Raw genomic sequence first — 14,276 nt, forward strand, 5'->3', positions numbered from 1 at the left:
AGATATGAGGTCTCTCATCTGCGTAATCTGCGTAATCTGTGGATGAATTTTGAGATTTTGACGCCCCCTGATGAACGTGCTACCATTCCGGCAGCATCCGCCCGGCGAAAAGAAGGAACACGCATGAAACTGCACGAATACCAGGCGCGCGATATTCTGGAGAAATATGGAATCCCCGTCACTGGCGGCGGTGTGGCCAGCACGCCCGCCGAGGCCCGCGCAATTGCCGAGCAGATCGGCGGCCGGGTGGTAGTGAAGGCGCAGGTGTTTGTGGGCGGGCGCGGCAAGGCTGGCGGCGTGAAGCTGGCCGACACGCCCGAGCAGGCCGAGCAGGTTGCGGGGCAGATCCTGGGCATGGACATCAAGGGCCTGACGGTTGAGAAGGTGCTGGTGGCCGACGCAATCACCTACGAGAAAGAAATCTACCTCGGCGTGGTGATGGACCGCGCCAGCAAGCGGATTGTGCTAATGGCGTCCTCGGAAGGCGGCGTGGAAATTGAGGAAGTTGCCAAAACCAACCCCGACGCAATTGTGAAAGTGGCCGCCGACCCTACGCTGGGCCTGCAGCCCTTCCAGGCGCGCGAGCTGGCCTTTGGCATCGGCCTGACCGACGGCAAGCAGGCGCGCCAGTTCGCCAGCATCGCCACCGCGCTGTTCAAGGCGTATATGGACACCGACGCCAGCCTGGCCGAGATCAACCCGCTGGTGATTCTGCCGGGTGGCGCATTGCAGGCGCTCGACTCGAAGATCGTGCTGGACGACTCGGCGCTGTTCCGCCACGCCGACCTTGAGGCCATGCGCGACTCGTCCGACGAGCCCGAGGCTGAGCGGCAGGCACGCGAGGCGGGCATCACTTTTATCAAGCTCGACGGCGATATTGGCTGCATGGTGAATGGCGCGGGCCTGGCGATGGCGACCATGGACGTGGTGAAGCTGTACGGCGGCGAGCCGGCCAACTTCCTCGACATTGGCGGCGGCGCGGGCAAAGACAAGGTGAAGGCCGCGCTGCAGATCATCCTGGCCGACCCGAACGTCAAGGCGGTGATGTTCAATATCTTTGGCGGCATCACGCGCGTGGACGAAGTGGCGAAGGGCATTATTGCCGCGCTCGACGAGGTGAAGACCGACGTGCCGATGGTTGCGCGCCTGGTGGGCACCAACGAAGAGGCCGGCCGCAAGCTGCTGGCCGAGTCGGTGCTCATTCCCGCCGACAGCCTGGCCGACGCCGCGCAGAAGGCCGTGGCCGCTGCACGCGCGCGCTAAGCCACCGACGAAGGACGAATGACCGAGGACGAAGGGCGCTGTGCCTTTCGTCCTTTTGTTGCAATGACAGCCGAGGTACCCCATGACTCGTTATCATCCATCAATCGGGCATATCGTAACCGGTTTGCTTTTGCTGTTGCTGCTGGCTGCCGGATGTGGCACATCATCGACAGCTAACTTTATACATGTAAAGCTTGACCATGGCCCTCTTCCAGCTTTGGGTGGTAACTTAACGTTACGTGCTACAGTCGATTCAATTGTTGATGGTTCCGATGCTGAGGTAGTCTTTTATCTTCCATCTGGAGTAGTAATCACAAATGGCCAAGTACGCCAAAAAGTGAAAATCCAAAAGAATACATCGCAAATATATGAAATCCAAGTTCAGCTTGTACAGCCTGGTGAACAATTTATTCAAGCTGGGGCAATTATTCATCAAGGGGGAGAAGGTCTAGCAGGTGGTTATGATAGCTTATACCTTGAGGTCAGCGATACTGAGACTGTAGTACGTAAGGACTCGCTCACCCCCACGCCAACCACCGAAGGTATTGTCAGCAGCATTCGTGTTCAGTAAGCAAAAGTTGCATAACAAGAGAACGAGCAACGAATGCTCGTTCCCTTCGCGATAGCTTGCAAGATCAATAGAACGCGGACGATTTTCTGCTAGCTGCCCGCGATCACCTGGAAGCTCGCAACCTGCACCGCGCCGCTGGTGCGGCCCTGCACCACAATCTGCCAGGTGCCAAGCGGCGCGTTGGCCGGCACCGCCCAGCTAAAGCCTATGCTGCCATCGGCCCCGGCGCGCCATTCCCAATCCTTCAGGTCGCGAATGTTGGGCTTAAAGGTATCGTTGTCGATCGGCAGCACCGTGCCGTCGGGCACGTTCGCCCAGGTGCTCAGCACCTCGCCAGGCTGGAAGCCGCCCATTTTGAACAGGAAGGTGCTGCCGGGCCGGCCCACCGCCGGGCTGACGGTCGGCGCAAGGGTGGGCTGCGTGGCGGGCGCGTTAATCGTCGCGGGCAGCGCGACCTCCACGCCGCTATCGGCACCCTTCAGCACGATCTGCCAGGTGCCATATTGCGTGGTATCAGCGGGCGAAACCCAGCTGCCATCGACGCGCCCGCCCGTGTGGGCCTTGCCGTCAAACGTCACTGGCGTCTTGGAGTCGCTGCCGTCGGGCGCGCGCACCCACGCCGACACGCTCTCGCCCTCGGTGAAGCCGGTGGCGTAGAAGCCGAAGATCTGGCCAGGGTTCCCGCTGCTGGGCTGGACGTTATAATCCGCACTGGGCGCGGCATCGGCCGGCGGGTTGATGCCAAAGGTGAACAGGCGCACAGTACCACTGCTGCGGCCCTGCACCACAAACTGCCATGTGCCGGTCTGTATGCCCACTGGCGCAACCCAGCTCCACGATACGCTGCCGTCGGAGACGGCGTTCTTCAATATGCCAGTGTCGTACTCAACCGCGCGGCCATCGGGCGTGTTGGCCCAGGCGCTCAGTCCTTCGCCGGCCGCAAAACCGTTCGCCAGGAACACAAAGCGCGTGCCCTGCGTCCCATTCTCGGGGAACACGCTCCCCGGCTCGGTGGCTGCCTGCGCCGATGGGGCCGCTGCTACCGTGAGCAGCAGCGCCGCCAGCGCGGCAACAATCAGTCGTTTCATATCGCAAACCCTTCTGTTAGGAAGTGAAGTCCTCCGCGCACTGTTATAGCACAGAATGATGAGAATGGCCTGAGGAATCGGGGAGAAAAGCGCGAGCAACATCGCACTGGCGTCGATCTTGCTCTTTTGGCAGGGAAAGAAAAGCCATTACTGACGAGGAAACTATGGAGCTACAAGGCGCAAAGGTGCTGGTGACGGGCGGCGCGCAGCGGCTGGGGCGCGCTATCGCTACCGAGTTGGCGCGGCACGGCGCACACGTGATGATTCACTACCACAGCTCGGCCGACGAGGCGCAGACGGTGGTGGAAGAGCTGGCCGCGCTGGCTGGCGAGGCCGGCAGCGTCCAGGGCGATCTCGCCAAAACCAGGGAGGCCGAGCGCGTGGCCGATGCTGCGCTGAAGCGCTGGGGTGGGCTCGACCTGCTGGTAAATAATTCGGGCATCTGGGGCAAAACGCCGCTTGGCAGCGTCACCGCCGAGCGCTGGGACGAGCTGATCGCCACCAATGTGCGCGGCGCGTTTTTCGTGTCGCAGCGCGCCGCCCCGGCCCTGCGCGCGGCGCGTGGCGCGATTGTGAATATTGCCGACGTGGGCGCGCTGCGGCCCTGGCGCAACTACACACCCTACCTGGTGAGCAAAGGCGCGGTGGTGACGCTCACCGAGGCGCTGGCGAAAGACCTTGCGCCCGATGTGCGCGTGAACGCGGTCGCGCCCGGCCCGGTGCTGCTGCCCGAATCATCCTCCGAGGAAGATGTGAAGAAGGCCGCGCGCAGCACCCTGCTCGGGCGGGTGGGCAGCGCGGAGGATATTGCGCGAGCGGTGGCATTTCTCGCCAGCGCCGACTACATCACCGGCGTGATTCTGCCGGTGGATGGCGGGCAGCGCCTTATTTAGGGGCTAGGGTATGGGGAAAGAACATCCACAGATTACACAGATGACACAGATTTTGCTGTCTGCGTAATCTGCGTAATCTGTGAACAAGCAATTGGCAGCTTACTCGCGCGGGCGCACCTGGCCGCCACGCCCTTTTGCGGCGGGCGCATTGCCGGCTGCGGCGAGCTTTTCCTGGCGCGCTTCGGCCTCGGCAATAAGCGTGAGCGTGGCGCGGAAGCCCCACAGCGCGAGAAAGGCGAAGGAAATAGCGAAGGCCAGAATCGGCAGCCAGATCGATGTGACTGTGATGATGATCATCAGCACCAGCGTGCCGAGCGTAAACACTGGCCGGCCAAACACCATCAGCGCGGCGTTGCGCGCAATCGTGCGCACGCGCTTGTCTTCCTGCAACAGCATGAGCGGGCCGAGGTAGATCAGCAGCGCGCACCAGACCAGCAGCAGGTAGAGGAAAACCACCGACAGCAGCGCGGCGAGCGACGAGCCATTCATGTTATAAAACTGCAGGTTGAAGATGATCAGGCCCAGGCCAACGACCCACAGGCCATAGACCTTCCAGCTCAGGCGCGCGTAGCTGCGCATGCCCGCAATGAAATCGCGCCACGAAGAGGTGCGCCCCTCGGTGATGCGCTGCGCAATCGTGAACAGACCGGCGTTGGATGGCCCAAACGACACCAGCGCCACCAGCAGCGACACCAGCAGCATCACGGGCGAGGCGCTCAGCACCACCACCACAACGCAGAAAATCAGTGGCAGGTTGATCAGGCACCAGAGCAGATTGGTGATGAAGAGAATAAACATCTCATCGAGCATTTCACGTACTGCTCGCCAGAAGGTTCGGAAAATATTCATTGTCGTCTCCGCGCGATGGTTTTGGAGCCGCAATTATAGCATGAGTCGCTGCTTAGGCCGCCCGCTCCCGCAGGATGGCGTCGAGCCGCCGCTGCTCGCGCAGGGTCTGCCAGGGCGGCGGCACCGCTTCGAGCCAACGGGCGAACGCGCCACGCGGGGCCGTGCGCCGCGCCTGAATCACGCGCCGCTGCGCCAGCAGTGTTGGTAACTCGCGCAATGCCTCCCAGCGGCCGGCCAGCATGGCGCGGTTGCGCGTGGCCAGGCCATAGCCCGCCGCCATTGTGTCGTAGGCGAGAATAGCCGGCAGCGCGCGCGGCAGCTCTTCGGCGGGGAAGCAGCGCACGATCGTGCGCAGGCGGTTGCGCCCCAGCAGGCGCTGCTTGAAGGGCGAGCCCTGCCCCGACGTGGCCGAGTAGACGTGGCGAGCGCGTGCCTGCGGCACCGCCAGCGTTTCCCAGCCACGCAAACGTGCACGCCAGGCCAGATCGGCGTCTTCCAGGTAGTTGAAGAAACCCGCCTCCAGCACGCCAGTGTCGTCGAGCATGGCGCGCCGGTACAGCGCAAGGCCGCCGCTCGCCCCAAAGGCCGGCTGTGGTGCGGCAGGCAGTTCGGCCACCGTCTGGCCCGTCCACAGATCGAGCGCAAGCCCGTCGCGGCGCACGCGAATGCCAGCCGCCGCCACCAGCTCAGGGCGATGATTGAACACGAGCGTGCCGCTGGCCGCGCCGGGCGCCGGGTTCGCGCGCATGGCTTCCAGCAGCGCAAAAATGCAGCCCGGCTCGGCAAAAGCGTCGTCGTTGATCAGCAACAGGAGTTCACCCAGGGCCACACGCAGCCCGGCATTGACGCCACCCGCAAAGCCCAGGTTCTGCCGCAATGGCAGCACGCGCGCTGCTGGATAGTTCGCCCGCGCCCAGGCCGGCATGCCATCGCTGGAGCCGTTGTCGACCAGCACCAGCTCGGCGTCGGCGGGCAGCTGCGGAACGAGCGCGGCCAGGCAGTCCGGCAGGTGGCGCATGCCGTTCCAGCTCACAATAATGGCGGAAATGGATGGGGTTTGCATGGGTGTTTCGGCAGGGCGGCTGGCCGTGCTATCATGGCGGCGACAGCATGACGAGGACGCAATGAACACTATTCCTGGGACCATCGAGCGCAGTTACCGCGCCGAGCCGCACGCCCTGTTTGGCGCGTGCCTGACGGCGCTCGGCACCATGCAGGCGCGCATCGAGCGCCACGATGTCGAGCGCGGGCTGATTGTGGCGCGCGCGGGGCAGGGCTGGCTTGCGCCGGCCAGCGAGATCACCCTGCGCATTAGCCCCGCTGGCACCGGCAGCGCGCATCTTTCGGCCAGCATGCGCCCGCTGCGGCGCGGCGGCGATCCGCGCTTTCTGCCGGCGCTGCTGCAACTCATTGACGGGATGCTGCAGGTATGACCACCGACGACCGACTACTGACCACCGAGTGGTCGATGTTTAGTTGTCGGTCGTCCAACGCGCGACCACCGACCAACGACTACCAACTACTGGCAACGAAGCGTGCGTTCTACATAGCACGTACTTCCAAATCTTCGTGTCTTCGTGGTGAATGCGGTCTCTTACCCCGCTTCTGGCTTGGGCTGGGCGGGTGCGGCGCGCGGCGCGCCTGAGCGCGCAAAGCGAAACGCCAGCGCCGCCAGCGCCAGGTAGATCGCGCCGACGCCAGCATACAGCAGCTGGCCGTGCTGAAACAACGCGCTCCCGATCTGGTACAGGCCGTAGAGCACCAGGCCCACGCCCGCCATCAGCGCGCCAAACTGCACCATCAGCGCGTGGCGCAGCAGCGCGCCCAGCAGCGCAATCGCGCTGTTCAGGGCAATTATCAGCGCAAAGGCCAGCAGAATGATCGCGCGGATCGTTTCGGCGCGCGGGGAAATGCCCAGCTGCGCAGCGGCGGGCGCGGGGTCACCCAGCGTCACAATCAGGCCGGCCAGATCGCCAATTTCGGCCAGCGTCAGCAGCGCAAACAGGCCAATCGCAAAGGCGCGATTCTTCATCGGCGCACCGCTTCGCGCAGCCAGTCGGCGCGGCCCTGCAAAATTGGGTGGAACATCAAACCCAGGCCCACGCCCGTCACCAGCCCCGCCAGCGTGGTGACGGTGTTGCTGAAGCCCCACAGGCCAAAGACCTGCCCGGCAAACTCAGCCGCATACGCGAAGATCAGCAGCGCGAACACTGGCAGGGCGCGCAGGCCGTACTGCGGCAGCCAGGCACGACTCGCTCCTCCATCGGCGGCGTACCACAGGCGGGTGAGCAGCAAACCCAGCACGGTGCCATAGCAGCGCATGCACACCGCCATGATTGCGCCCCCGGCGAGCGGCACGCCCATGGCGGGCTGCGGGCAGACAAAGCTGCCCATGGTGTAGATAATTCCTGCGACCGTGCGCGGCACCAGCAATCCCCAGGCTTGCAGGAGGGGCGCGGCCAGCGGCCCGCTCAGCAGGGCAACCAGCACGGCATCGGCTACGATTCCGCGCCAGTTCAGCGCGCGCGGCAAGGGCCTCGAAAGTGTTGTCATTGCTTCTTTTCTGCACAAGAATGCGGCATGTGCGCATAAGTACGCGCCGCCGCAGGCTGGCGGATGTTCGCCTATGATACCGCAACATTCCCCGGGCCGCCAACGTCATACGGGCAGATGCACATCCCGCCCGTGGGATGCACTCGATAGATAAGGAGCACAGCAATGAATATCAACAAGCAGCCGCCGGTTGTGGCTGGTGTTTTTCTGATCGCGCTTGGCCTGGTGTGGTGGCTGAACCTGTGGGCGCTGCTGCTGCCCGGCGCGCTGCTGGCTGGCGGCGTGGTTGCGTATCGCCAGCGCCGCGCAATGGGCCGCATGGCCGAGGGCGTTCAGGCCGGGCTGTGGTGCGTCGGTTTGGCGCTGCTGTTCATGCTGCACTTTGTGTGGCCGGGCATTCTGTTCGTTGCTGGCGCGAGCTTCCTGGCGCGCGGCCGCGAAGGCCAGATCGACGCGGCGGTGCAGCAGCTGGGCAGCCGTTTCAGCAGCCGCTCGGCGGCGCGCCCCGCGAGCAGCACCCCTGTGCAGCAGGTGCAGATCAGCACGGTTTACCCCGCGCCGATCGCCCCGCAGCAATCAGCCGCCCCGGTTGCCTCGGCTGATCGTTCGGCCACGGGCGATACAACGCGGCTGTAAAGGCGCAGGGGTCAGGAGTCGGGGTACAGAAGTCAGGGTTCTGAATAACGATCGAACATACCAAAGGGGCGAGTGAGCATATCACTCGCCCCTTTGTTGTGTTCGTTAGCGGAGGCCCTCACCCCATACCCAAAACCCCAAACCCTATCCCCACCACCGCCTACTGTTGATCGGGCGGGAAGAGCGCCGCGCCCCAGCGCTGCCAGTTTGGCACCGGCACAGCCGTGGGGACGGGCGTGGCAGCCGCCTGGGCAGATGTGGGCGTAACCTGCGGGAAGCTCGGCAGGATAACGGTGTCGCCTTCGCGGGCGTAGCCGCGCTGCTCGCGCAGGATGCGCTCGGCATAGGCGGGCGATTGCGAATCGGCCACCTGCGTGGCAAGGGTGGCGTTTTCGGTGGCAAGCTGGGCGTTTTGCGCGCGCACCTCGGCCTGGCTGCGCTGCATTTGCGCGCTGGTGAGGATCTGGCCCACAAAGCCCGAAAGTGTCCACAGCGAGAGGATGATCAGGCCGATCGTCACCACGCGCACGCCCGAGCGGCCAAGTTGCGGGGGACGCATATTCTTGGCTTCGGCGTTGGCCGAACCCCGGCGTGGAGCAGTGCGTCGCATGAGGTTGCCTTACTCGGCGCGGCTGGTGCGCGGCGCTTCCAGCAGCAGCGGCTCGTCGATGTTTGTCGACATGGCGCTTTGCCCGCGGAACAGCCCACCCGGCTCGATATGCAGCGCGGCAGTGGTGATATCGCCCCAGATTTTGCCGGTTGGCGAAATCTCAAGCTGCTCGACTGCGGTAATTTCACCCTTGACAGCGCCCGAAACATGCACGTTCTGCGCCTTAATGGTGGCGATCACGCGGCCAGTTTCGCCAATGATCAGGTTGCCGAGAATTTCGATATCGCCTTCAACCGTGCCATCAATGCGAATATTGCCATCGGATTTGAGGGTGCCCACAATATTGGTGTTCGCGCCAATCACTGTTTCTGGCCGGCCATTCATGGCGGCTGGCGCTGCTGCTTGCGGTTTTTTGTTCCCGAACATTGGACCTCCTATGTTGTCCCGGCTGGAGGAGAAGGAGCGTGGTGGCGGGCCGGGCGACCGTCGGACCCAGAAGATCAGCAAGAATACCGCTACGACCGCAGCCGCACCGGCAATTATATAAGACGTTGTAGGTTCAAGCAAGTTCATGTGGCTCTTTCGGCGCCCATCCAAGCGTTTGAAGGTAGCTACGGTCTGTCGGATTAAGCTCGGCGTGGGCCAGCAGATCGGGCCGGCGTTCGAGCGTGCGGCGCAGCTGCTCGCGCCGCCGCCAGCGCGCCACTTCGCCGTGGTGGCCGGAAAGCAGCACCGCCGGCACCTCGCGGCCTTCCCACACGGCAGGGCGCGTGTAGTGCGGGTATTCCAGCAGCCCGCCGCTGTGCGATTCTTCGCCAACCGACTCGGCGTCGATCACGCCGGGCACCAGCCGCGCCACTGCGTCCACAATCACCATTGCGGCCAGTTCGCCGCCGGTAAGCACATAATCGCCAATCGACAGGTCGCGGTCGATCAGGGCTTCGCGCACGCGCTCGTCGATGCCTTCGTAGTGCCCGCACACCAGCACCAGCCGGTCATATTCGGCGAGCTCGTGCGCGATTTGCTGGCTGAACAGTTCGCCGGCTGGCGTCATCAGCACGGTGAGCGTGCGCGGTGCGGGCGCTTCGGGCGCTTCTGGCGCGGACTGAACGGCGCGCAGGGCGGCGGCCAGCGGCTCGGCCTTCATCACCATGCCCGCGCCGCCGCCATAGGGCGAGTCGTCGGCGGTATGGTGGCGATCAGTCGCGTAGGCGCGAATGTCGTGCAGCGCAATGCTGATCGTGCCGGCCTGAGCGGCGCGTTTCAGAATGCTTTCGGTGAGCGGCCCGCTAAACATGCCGGGAAATAATGTCAGAATATCGAAATGCATATATGCCGAATCTATAAGTTGAAAGCAAGAATTGCTAGCCACAGAGCGCACAGAGAGCACGGAGATTGGTTTCTCAGCTCGGTGTTCTCGGTGGCTCATCTATTTCGCTCGGGGCTATCGCTTTCGACGCTGCCGAGGTGCCGGTCGAAAAACTCGCTCACGCGCGCGACATACGCCGCACGGTCGGCGAAATACGCGCCACAGTGGTCCATTCCCTCGACGATCCAGCGCTCCTTCGGCTCGCGTGCGGCGCCATAAAAGGCATGCACGTGCGACACGGGAATCAGCGAGTCGGCTGAGCCGTGGATGAGCAGCAGCGGGCGCGGGCTGATTGCGGCAACCGCCTCGACCGGGCGCACCGCGCCAAAGCGGTAGCCGTAGCGCCAGCGAGTCAGCGCGTCGGCCAGGGGCACCACCACGCGGGCGGGCAGGTGCAACTGCGCAACGCCGTGCGCCACAACCTCGGCAATGCCAGTGAAGGGGCTATCGGCCACCACGGCGGCGACGCGGGGGTCGCGGGCGGCTAGCAGGATCGCCACCGACGCGCCCATTGAGAAGCCAACCAGCCCCACGCGCGCGCCCGGCACGCGGCCAAGCGCATACCCAAGCGCGGCTTCGGCGTCGCGCAGCTCGTAGTAGGCGAGCGAGTGCTGCGCAATGTCGCTCTGGCCGCGCGAGCGCCAGTCGAACAAGAGCACGTTGTTGCCGGCGCGCCACAGCCCGCTGCCAATGCCCAGCAGGTCGGATTTCGCGCTGCGATGCCCGGCCAGGCCCACAACCACGCGCTGCGACTCAGGGTGCGGCAGCCACCAGCCGGTCAGGCGCAGGCCATCGGCGGTGCGGAAGGAGACTTCTTCGTAGCCCTCAACGCGTGTTTCAAACGGCGAGAAGGTGTAGGCAGACATGAAATCATCGGGGAGGCGATTGTTGATGCGGGCGGTGGCATAGGCGGCAGCGCCAAGCACCACGCCTGCCGCGCCAAGCGCGGCCGCCCCGGCAAGCCCGGCCAAATGGCGCGGCCGGAGGGCTAATTGGTGATTCTGATGCTTTATGTGCATGGCGCGTATTGTAGCATAAGTTATGCTGGCCCCTGAAGATGCGCCCGATTACAAAGCGCTGTCATTGGGTGGGCACCAGCGCGATCTCGAACAATTTCGGCCAGTATTTGCCAGTGACGAACAAGCGCTTGCCAGCGGCGTCGTAGGCGATGCCGTTGAGTACATCCACCGGCTGCGCGCGGTCGGCCGCGCTGAGCAGGCCGCTCAGGTCGATCCAGGCCGTCACCGCGCCGCTGGCCGGGTCGATCCGTGCGATGCGGTCGGTTTGCCACACATTTGCGAGAATCGCGCCATCGACGTATTCCAGCTCGTTAAGCTTTTCCACTGGCCCGTGGTCGTCATAGACACCGACATGGGCGGTTTCCTGCAGCGTGGCCGGGTCGAGCCAGCGCAGCGTTGGCGTGCCATCGCTCGTAATCAACTGCTGGCCGTCGGTAGTCATTCCCCAGCCCTCGCCCGTGTAGCGAAACGTGCGCAGGAACTGGAAGCTGGCCCTGTCGTAGACCATGCCGGTGCCGTTCTGCCAGGTGAGCTGGTAGATCATCCCGCCAAGCACCGTGAGCCCTTCGCCAAAGGCTTGCTCGGGCAGGGCGCAGCGCTGCTGTGTCGCACCGCTCGCCAGATCCACGCGCCGCAGCTCGGAATGCCCGTTCAGGCCCGTGCTTTCGTAGAGCTGGCCGTCGACGTATTGCAACCCTTCGGTGAAGGCCGTTGGGTCGTGCGGGTAGATGTTTACGACGCGATAGCTAAAGGTTGGAACCGGCGCGGGCGCCGTGCGTGTATCAGGCGCGGCAGGCGTTGGGCGCAGTTGTGCGCTCGCCGCGATCTGCTCGGGCGCGACGCACAAGGCGGCCGGCGGCGCAGCCGCGGGCGTTGCCGCAGCGGGCTGCTCGGTAGGCGCGGCAGTAGCAGAGGGTGGCTCGGTCATTGTAGGCGCGAGCGTTGCGGGCGGCGGGCTGGGCGTGAATGTGGCGGGTACAGCACTAGGCGCGGGCGGCGGGCTGGGCAGCGCGGTTGGTGCGGGCGTTGCGGGCAAAGCGGGTGGAGCACTGGTGGCGGGCGCGGCGCTGGGCAGAGCCGTGGGCGGCGCGCTGGCTGTCGGGGCGGAGCCGCCACAGGATGTGAGCATCAGCGTGAGCATGAGCGAAAGCGCCATTCGCCGCATCGGGCGTTCCTTTCTTCCGAAACCCGGCCAGCGCCTGGGCGCGCCCCATGTACCATAGCGCGCACAATTGCGCAAGCAGGGGCGAGAGCCGCACGGGCATATTGCATATGCCCGCTGACTCCTCGCATCTGAATACTGCTATAATGCGCCCAGCAGGCGCACCTGCGCCGCACTGTGTCCGCCCTTCAGCACGAGCACACTCATGATTGATGTCGATATCATTCGCGCTCAGTTCGAAAAACACTACGGAATCCACCCGCACCTGATGGTGCGCGCGCCCGGCCGCGTGAACCTGATTGGCGAGCATACCGACTATAACGACGGCTTTGTCTTCCCCGCCGCGATCGACCGCGCCACCTACGTGGCCGCCCGCCCGCGCGACGACGACCGCGTGCATATTGTGGCGGTCGATCTCAACGACGAAGACGAATTTTCGCTCAGCGACGCAATTGAGCGCAGCGACGCGCACCCGTGGAGCAACTACATTCGCGGCGTGGCGAAGGGCCTGCTGTTCGCCGGGCACCTGCTGGGCGGCGCGAACCTGCTGATCACCAGCGATGTGCCGCGCGGCTCGGGCCTTTCGTCCTCGGCGGCGCTGGAAGTTGCCACCGGCTATACCTTCCAGCTGCTGAACCGGCTCAATATTCTGGGCGAAGAGCTGGCGCTGCTGGCGCAAGGGGCCGAGAACTCGTTTGTTGGCGTGCAGTGCGGCATTATGGACCAGTTCATCTCGGCGCTGGGCCAGCGCGACCACGCCCTGCTGCTCGATTGCCGCGACCTGAACTACCGCCCGGTGCCGCTGCCGCGCAACGTGCAGATCGTGGTGTGCGACAGCCACACCGAGCGCCGGCTCGACAATTCGGCCTATAACGAGCGCCGCGCCGAGTGCAACCAGGCGGTCGAGATTTTCCGCCAGTGGTACCCGAAAATCCTGGCGCTGCGCGATATCAGCGTTGCGCAATTCGAGGAGCACGAGGCCGACCTGCCCGAGCCAGTGCGCGCGCGTGCCCGCCATGTCGTCACCGAGGACGACCGGGCCGTGCGCAGTGCCGCCGCGCTGGAGGCGGGCGATGTAACCACATTCGGTAAACTCATGAACGAATCGCACGTCAGCCTGCGCGACGACTACGAGGTCAGCATTCCCGATATGGACGCGCTGGTAGCGGCGGCGCAGGCCGTGCCGGGCTGCTATGGCTCGCGCCTGACCGGGGCGGGCTTTGGCGGCTGCACCGTCAGCCTGGTGGCGAACGACGCGGTCGAGCGCTTCAAGCAGGAGGTTGGCGCGGCCTTCAACGCCGCCACCGGCCGCAACACCACCATTTATGTTTGCCAGGCCAGCGACGGCGTTGGCCGGGCCGTGCCCGAGTAGGGAGCTTGCGGATATCTCATCCGCGCTTAACATGCTTTTAAACCCAGGAGTGTAGAATGCAAACATCGTGACCCTGTTTGCATTCTCTCACAACACATTATGCCAACCATCCTCCTCGTCGAAGACGAACTGACCCTGGCGGAAACGCTCCGCTACAATCTCGAGCGCGAAGGCTACAGCGTGCTCACCGCTGCCGATGGCGTGCACGGCCTGGAGCTGGCCCGCCGCGAGCAGCCCGACCTGCTCATCCTCGATATTATGCTCCCGCGCCTCGACGGCTTCTCGGTCTGCCGCATTCTGCGGCAGGAAAGCGATGTGCCCATCCTGATGCTCACCGCGCGCCAGGATGAAGTCGACCGCATTGCCGGGCTGGAGCTTGGTGCCGACGACTATGTCGCCAAGCCGTTCAGCCTGGGCGAACTGCTGGCACGCGTGCGCGCAATCATGCGCCGCACCGACCGCCAGCCAGCCGCCAGCCGCGAAGTGCTCGACGCAGGTGTGCTGCGCGTGGATACCGGGTCGCGGCGGGCGTGGCGCGCGGGTGCCGAGCTGACGCTCTCGCAGAAAGAATTCGACCTGCTGACCTGCCTGATCCGCAATCGCGGCATGGCCCTTTCGCGCGATGTGCTGCTTGAGCGCGTGTGGGGCTACGACTTCCTCGGCGACAGCCGCACCGTCGACGTGCACATCCGCTGGCTGCGCGAAAAAGTCGAAGCCGACCCCGGCCGCCCGGCCTACATCCAGACGGTGCGCGGCGTTGGCTACCGCTTTGAGATCCCGCCCCAGTAGCGCGGCAAGGAGACGAACAATCGCGAGGCACGAGATCGAGGGCAGCCGGCTGCCTTGGCTCGTGCCTTTTTTGCGTATGTTCGTGAAAGAAATTATCCTACC

The 14,276-nt window shown here is 64.4% G+C and carries 17 protein-coding genes; 7 read left to right on the top strand and 10 right to left on the bottom strand.

Features of this window, described 5'->3' with window-relative positions; all coding sequences use genetic code 11:
- Positions 1-123: 123 nt before the first annotated feature.
- Entirely contained in the window at positions 124-1,263 is a 1,140-nt protein-coding gene (sucC, locus tag M1P90_RS21440) for an ADP-forming succinate--CoA ligase subunit beta (RefSeq protein WP_483697383.1), read from the top strand.
- Positions 1,264-1,345: 82 nt separating this feature from the next.
- A complete protein-coding gene (locus M1P90_RS21445; protein WP_483697384.1) occupies positions 1,346-1,834 on the top strand; it encodes a hypothetical protein in 489 nt (162 codons plus the stop codon).
- Between the two features lie 89 nt (positions 1,835-1,923).
- On the opposite strand, the gene M1P90_RS21450 is transcribed toward M1P90_RS21445, so the two are convergent.
- Positions 1,924-2,922, bottom strand: a complete 999-nt coding sequence (locus M1P90_RS21450) for a hypothetical protein (protein WP_483697386.1) — start codon at positions 2,920-2,922, stop codon at positions 1,924-1,926.
- Positions 2,923-3,086: 164 nt separating this feature from the next.
- Here M1P90_RS21450 and M1P90_RS21455 point away from each other — a divergent pair, with 164 nt between their 5' ends.
- Positions 3,087-3,815 carry an SDR family oxidoreductase gene (locus M1P90_RS21455; protein ID WP_483697387.1) on the top strand — a complete coding sequence of 243 codons (729 nt, stop codon included), beginning with the start codon at positions 3,087-3,089 and terminating at the stop codon, positions 3,813-3,815.
- Between the two features lie 99 nt (positions 3,816-3,914).
- Here M1P90_RS21455 and M1P90_RS21460 read toward each other — a convergent pair whose 3' ends face one another.
- Complete coding sequence (locus M1P90_RS21460) at positions 3,915-4,664, bottom strand: YesL family protein (protein ID WP_483697389.1); 750 nt, start codon at positions 4,662-4,664, stop codon at positions 3,915-3,917.
- 52 nt (positions 4,665-4,716) lie between these two features.
- On the bottom strand, positions 4,717-5,727 hold the full coding sequence (locus M1P90_RS21465) for a glycosyltransferase family 2 protein (RefSeq protein WP_483697391.1): 1,011 nt from the start codon (positions 5,725-5,727) through the stop codon (positions 4,717-4,719).
- Positions 5,728-5,788: 61 nt separating this feature from the next.
- On the opposite strand from M1P90_RS21465, the gene M1P90_RS21470 reads away from it, so the two are divergent.
- On the top strand, positions 5,789-6,097 hold the full coding sequence (locus M1P90_RS21470; RefSeq protein WP_483697393.1) for a hypothetical protein: 309 nt from the start codon (positions 5,789-5,791) through the stop codon (positions 6,095-6,097).
- 161 nt (positions 6,098-6,258) lie between these two features.
- On the opposite strand, the gene M1P90_RS21475 is transcribed toward M1P90_RS21470, so the two are convergent.
- Together M1P90_RS21475 and M1P90_RS21480 are read right to left on the bottom strand one after the other, a co-directional pair.
- The gene (locus tag M1P90_RS21475) at positions 6,259-6,696 is read right to left on the bottom strand and encodes a hypothetical protein (protein ID WP_483697394.1); all 438 of its coding nucleotides are present in this window, start codon (positions 6,694-6,696) and stop codon (positions 6,259-6,261) included.
- Positions 6,693-7,217 carry a DUF2085 domain-containing protein gene (locus M1P90_RS21480; RefSeq protein WP_483697396.1) on the bottom strand — a complete coding sequence of 175 codons (525 nt, stop codon included), beginning with the start codon at positions 7,215-7,217 and terminating at the stop codon, positions 6,693-6,695. The genes M1P90_RS21475 and M1P90_RS21480 overlap by 4 nt, the downstream gene beginning before the upstream one ends.
- A gap of 165 nt (positions 7,218-7,382) precedes the next feature.
- Here M1P90_RS21480 and M1P90_RS21485 point away from each other — a divergent pair, with 165 nt between their 5' ends.
- Entirely contained in the window at positions 7,383-7,853 is a 471-nt protein-coding gene (locus tag M1P90_RS21485; RefSeq protein WP_483697398.1) for a hypothetical protein, read from the top strand.
- A gap of 160 nt (positions 7,854-8,013) precedes the next feature.
- Here the strand turns inward: M1P90_RS21485 and M1P90_RS21490 are convergent, their stop codons facing one another.
- From M1P90_RS21490 to M1P90_RS21510, 5 genes are all read right to left on the bottom strand, one after another.
- Complete coding sequence (locus tag M1P90_RS21490) at positions 8,014-8,463, bottom strand: FtsB family cell division protein (protein ID WP_483697400.1); 450 nt, start codon at positions 8,461-8,463, stop codon at positions 8,014-8,016.
- A gap of 9 nt (positions 8,464-8,472) precedes the next feature.
- The gene (locus tag M1P90_RS21495; protein ID WP_483697401.1) at positions 8,473-8,889 is read right to left on the bottom strand and encodes a bactofilin family protein; all 417 of its coding nucleotides are present in this window, start codon (positions 8,887-8,889) and stop codon (positions 8,473-8,475) included.
- Positions 8,890-9,022: 133 nt separating this feature from the next.
- Positions 9,023-9,793 (bottom strand): tRNA (guanosine(37)-N1)-methyltransferase TrmD, encoded by a 771-nt coding sequence (gene trmD / locus M1P90_RS21500; protein WP_483697403.1) that lies wholly within the window; start codon positions 9,791-9,793, stop codon positions 9,023-9,025.
- Positions 9,794-9,888: 95 nt separating this feature from the next.
- The gene (locus M1P90_RS21505) at positions 9,889-10,851 is read right to left on the bottom strand and encodes an alpha/beta hydrolase (protein ID WP_483697405.1); all 963 of its coding nucleotides are present in this window, start codon (positions 10,849-10,851) and stop codon (positions 9,889-9,891) included.
- Positions 10,852-10,912: 61 nt separating this feature from the next.
- The gene (locus M1P90_RS21510) at positions 10,913-12,016 is read right to left on the bottom strand and encodes a glutaminyl-peptide cyclotransferase (protein ID WP_483697406.1); all 1,104 of its coding nucleotides are present in this window, start codon (positions 12,014-12,016) and stop codon (positions 10,913-10,915) included.
- Positions 12,017-12,218: 202 nt separating this feature from the next.
- Here M1P90_RS21510 and galK point away from each other — a divergent pair, with 202 nt between their 5' ends.
- Together galK and M1P90_RS21520 are read left to right on the top strand one after the other, a co-directional pair.
- Entirely contained in the window at positions 12,219-13,385 is a 1,167-nt protein-coding gene (gene galK, locus M1P90_RS21515) for a galactokinase (protein ID WP_483697408.1), read from the top strand.
- Between the two features lie 99 nt (positions 13,386-13,484).
- Positions 13,485-14,174 carry a response regulator gene (locus tag M1P90_RS21520; RefSeq protein ID WP_483697410.1) on the top strand — a complete coding sequence of 230 codons (690 nt, stop codon included), beginning with the start codon at positions 13,485-13,487 and terminating at the stop codon, positions 14,172-14,174.
- Positions 14,175-14,276: the final 102 nt, after the last annotated feature.

The organism is Kouleothrix sp. 19917 (genome assembly GCF_057073505.1).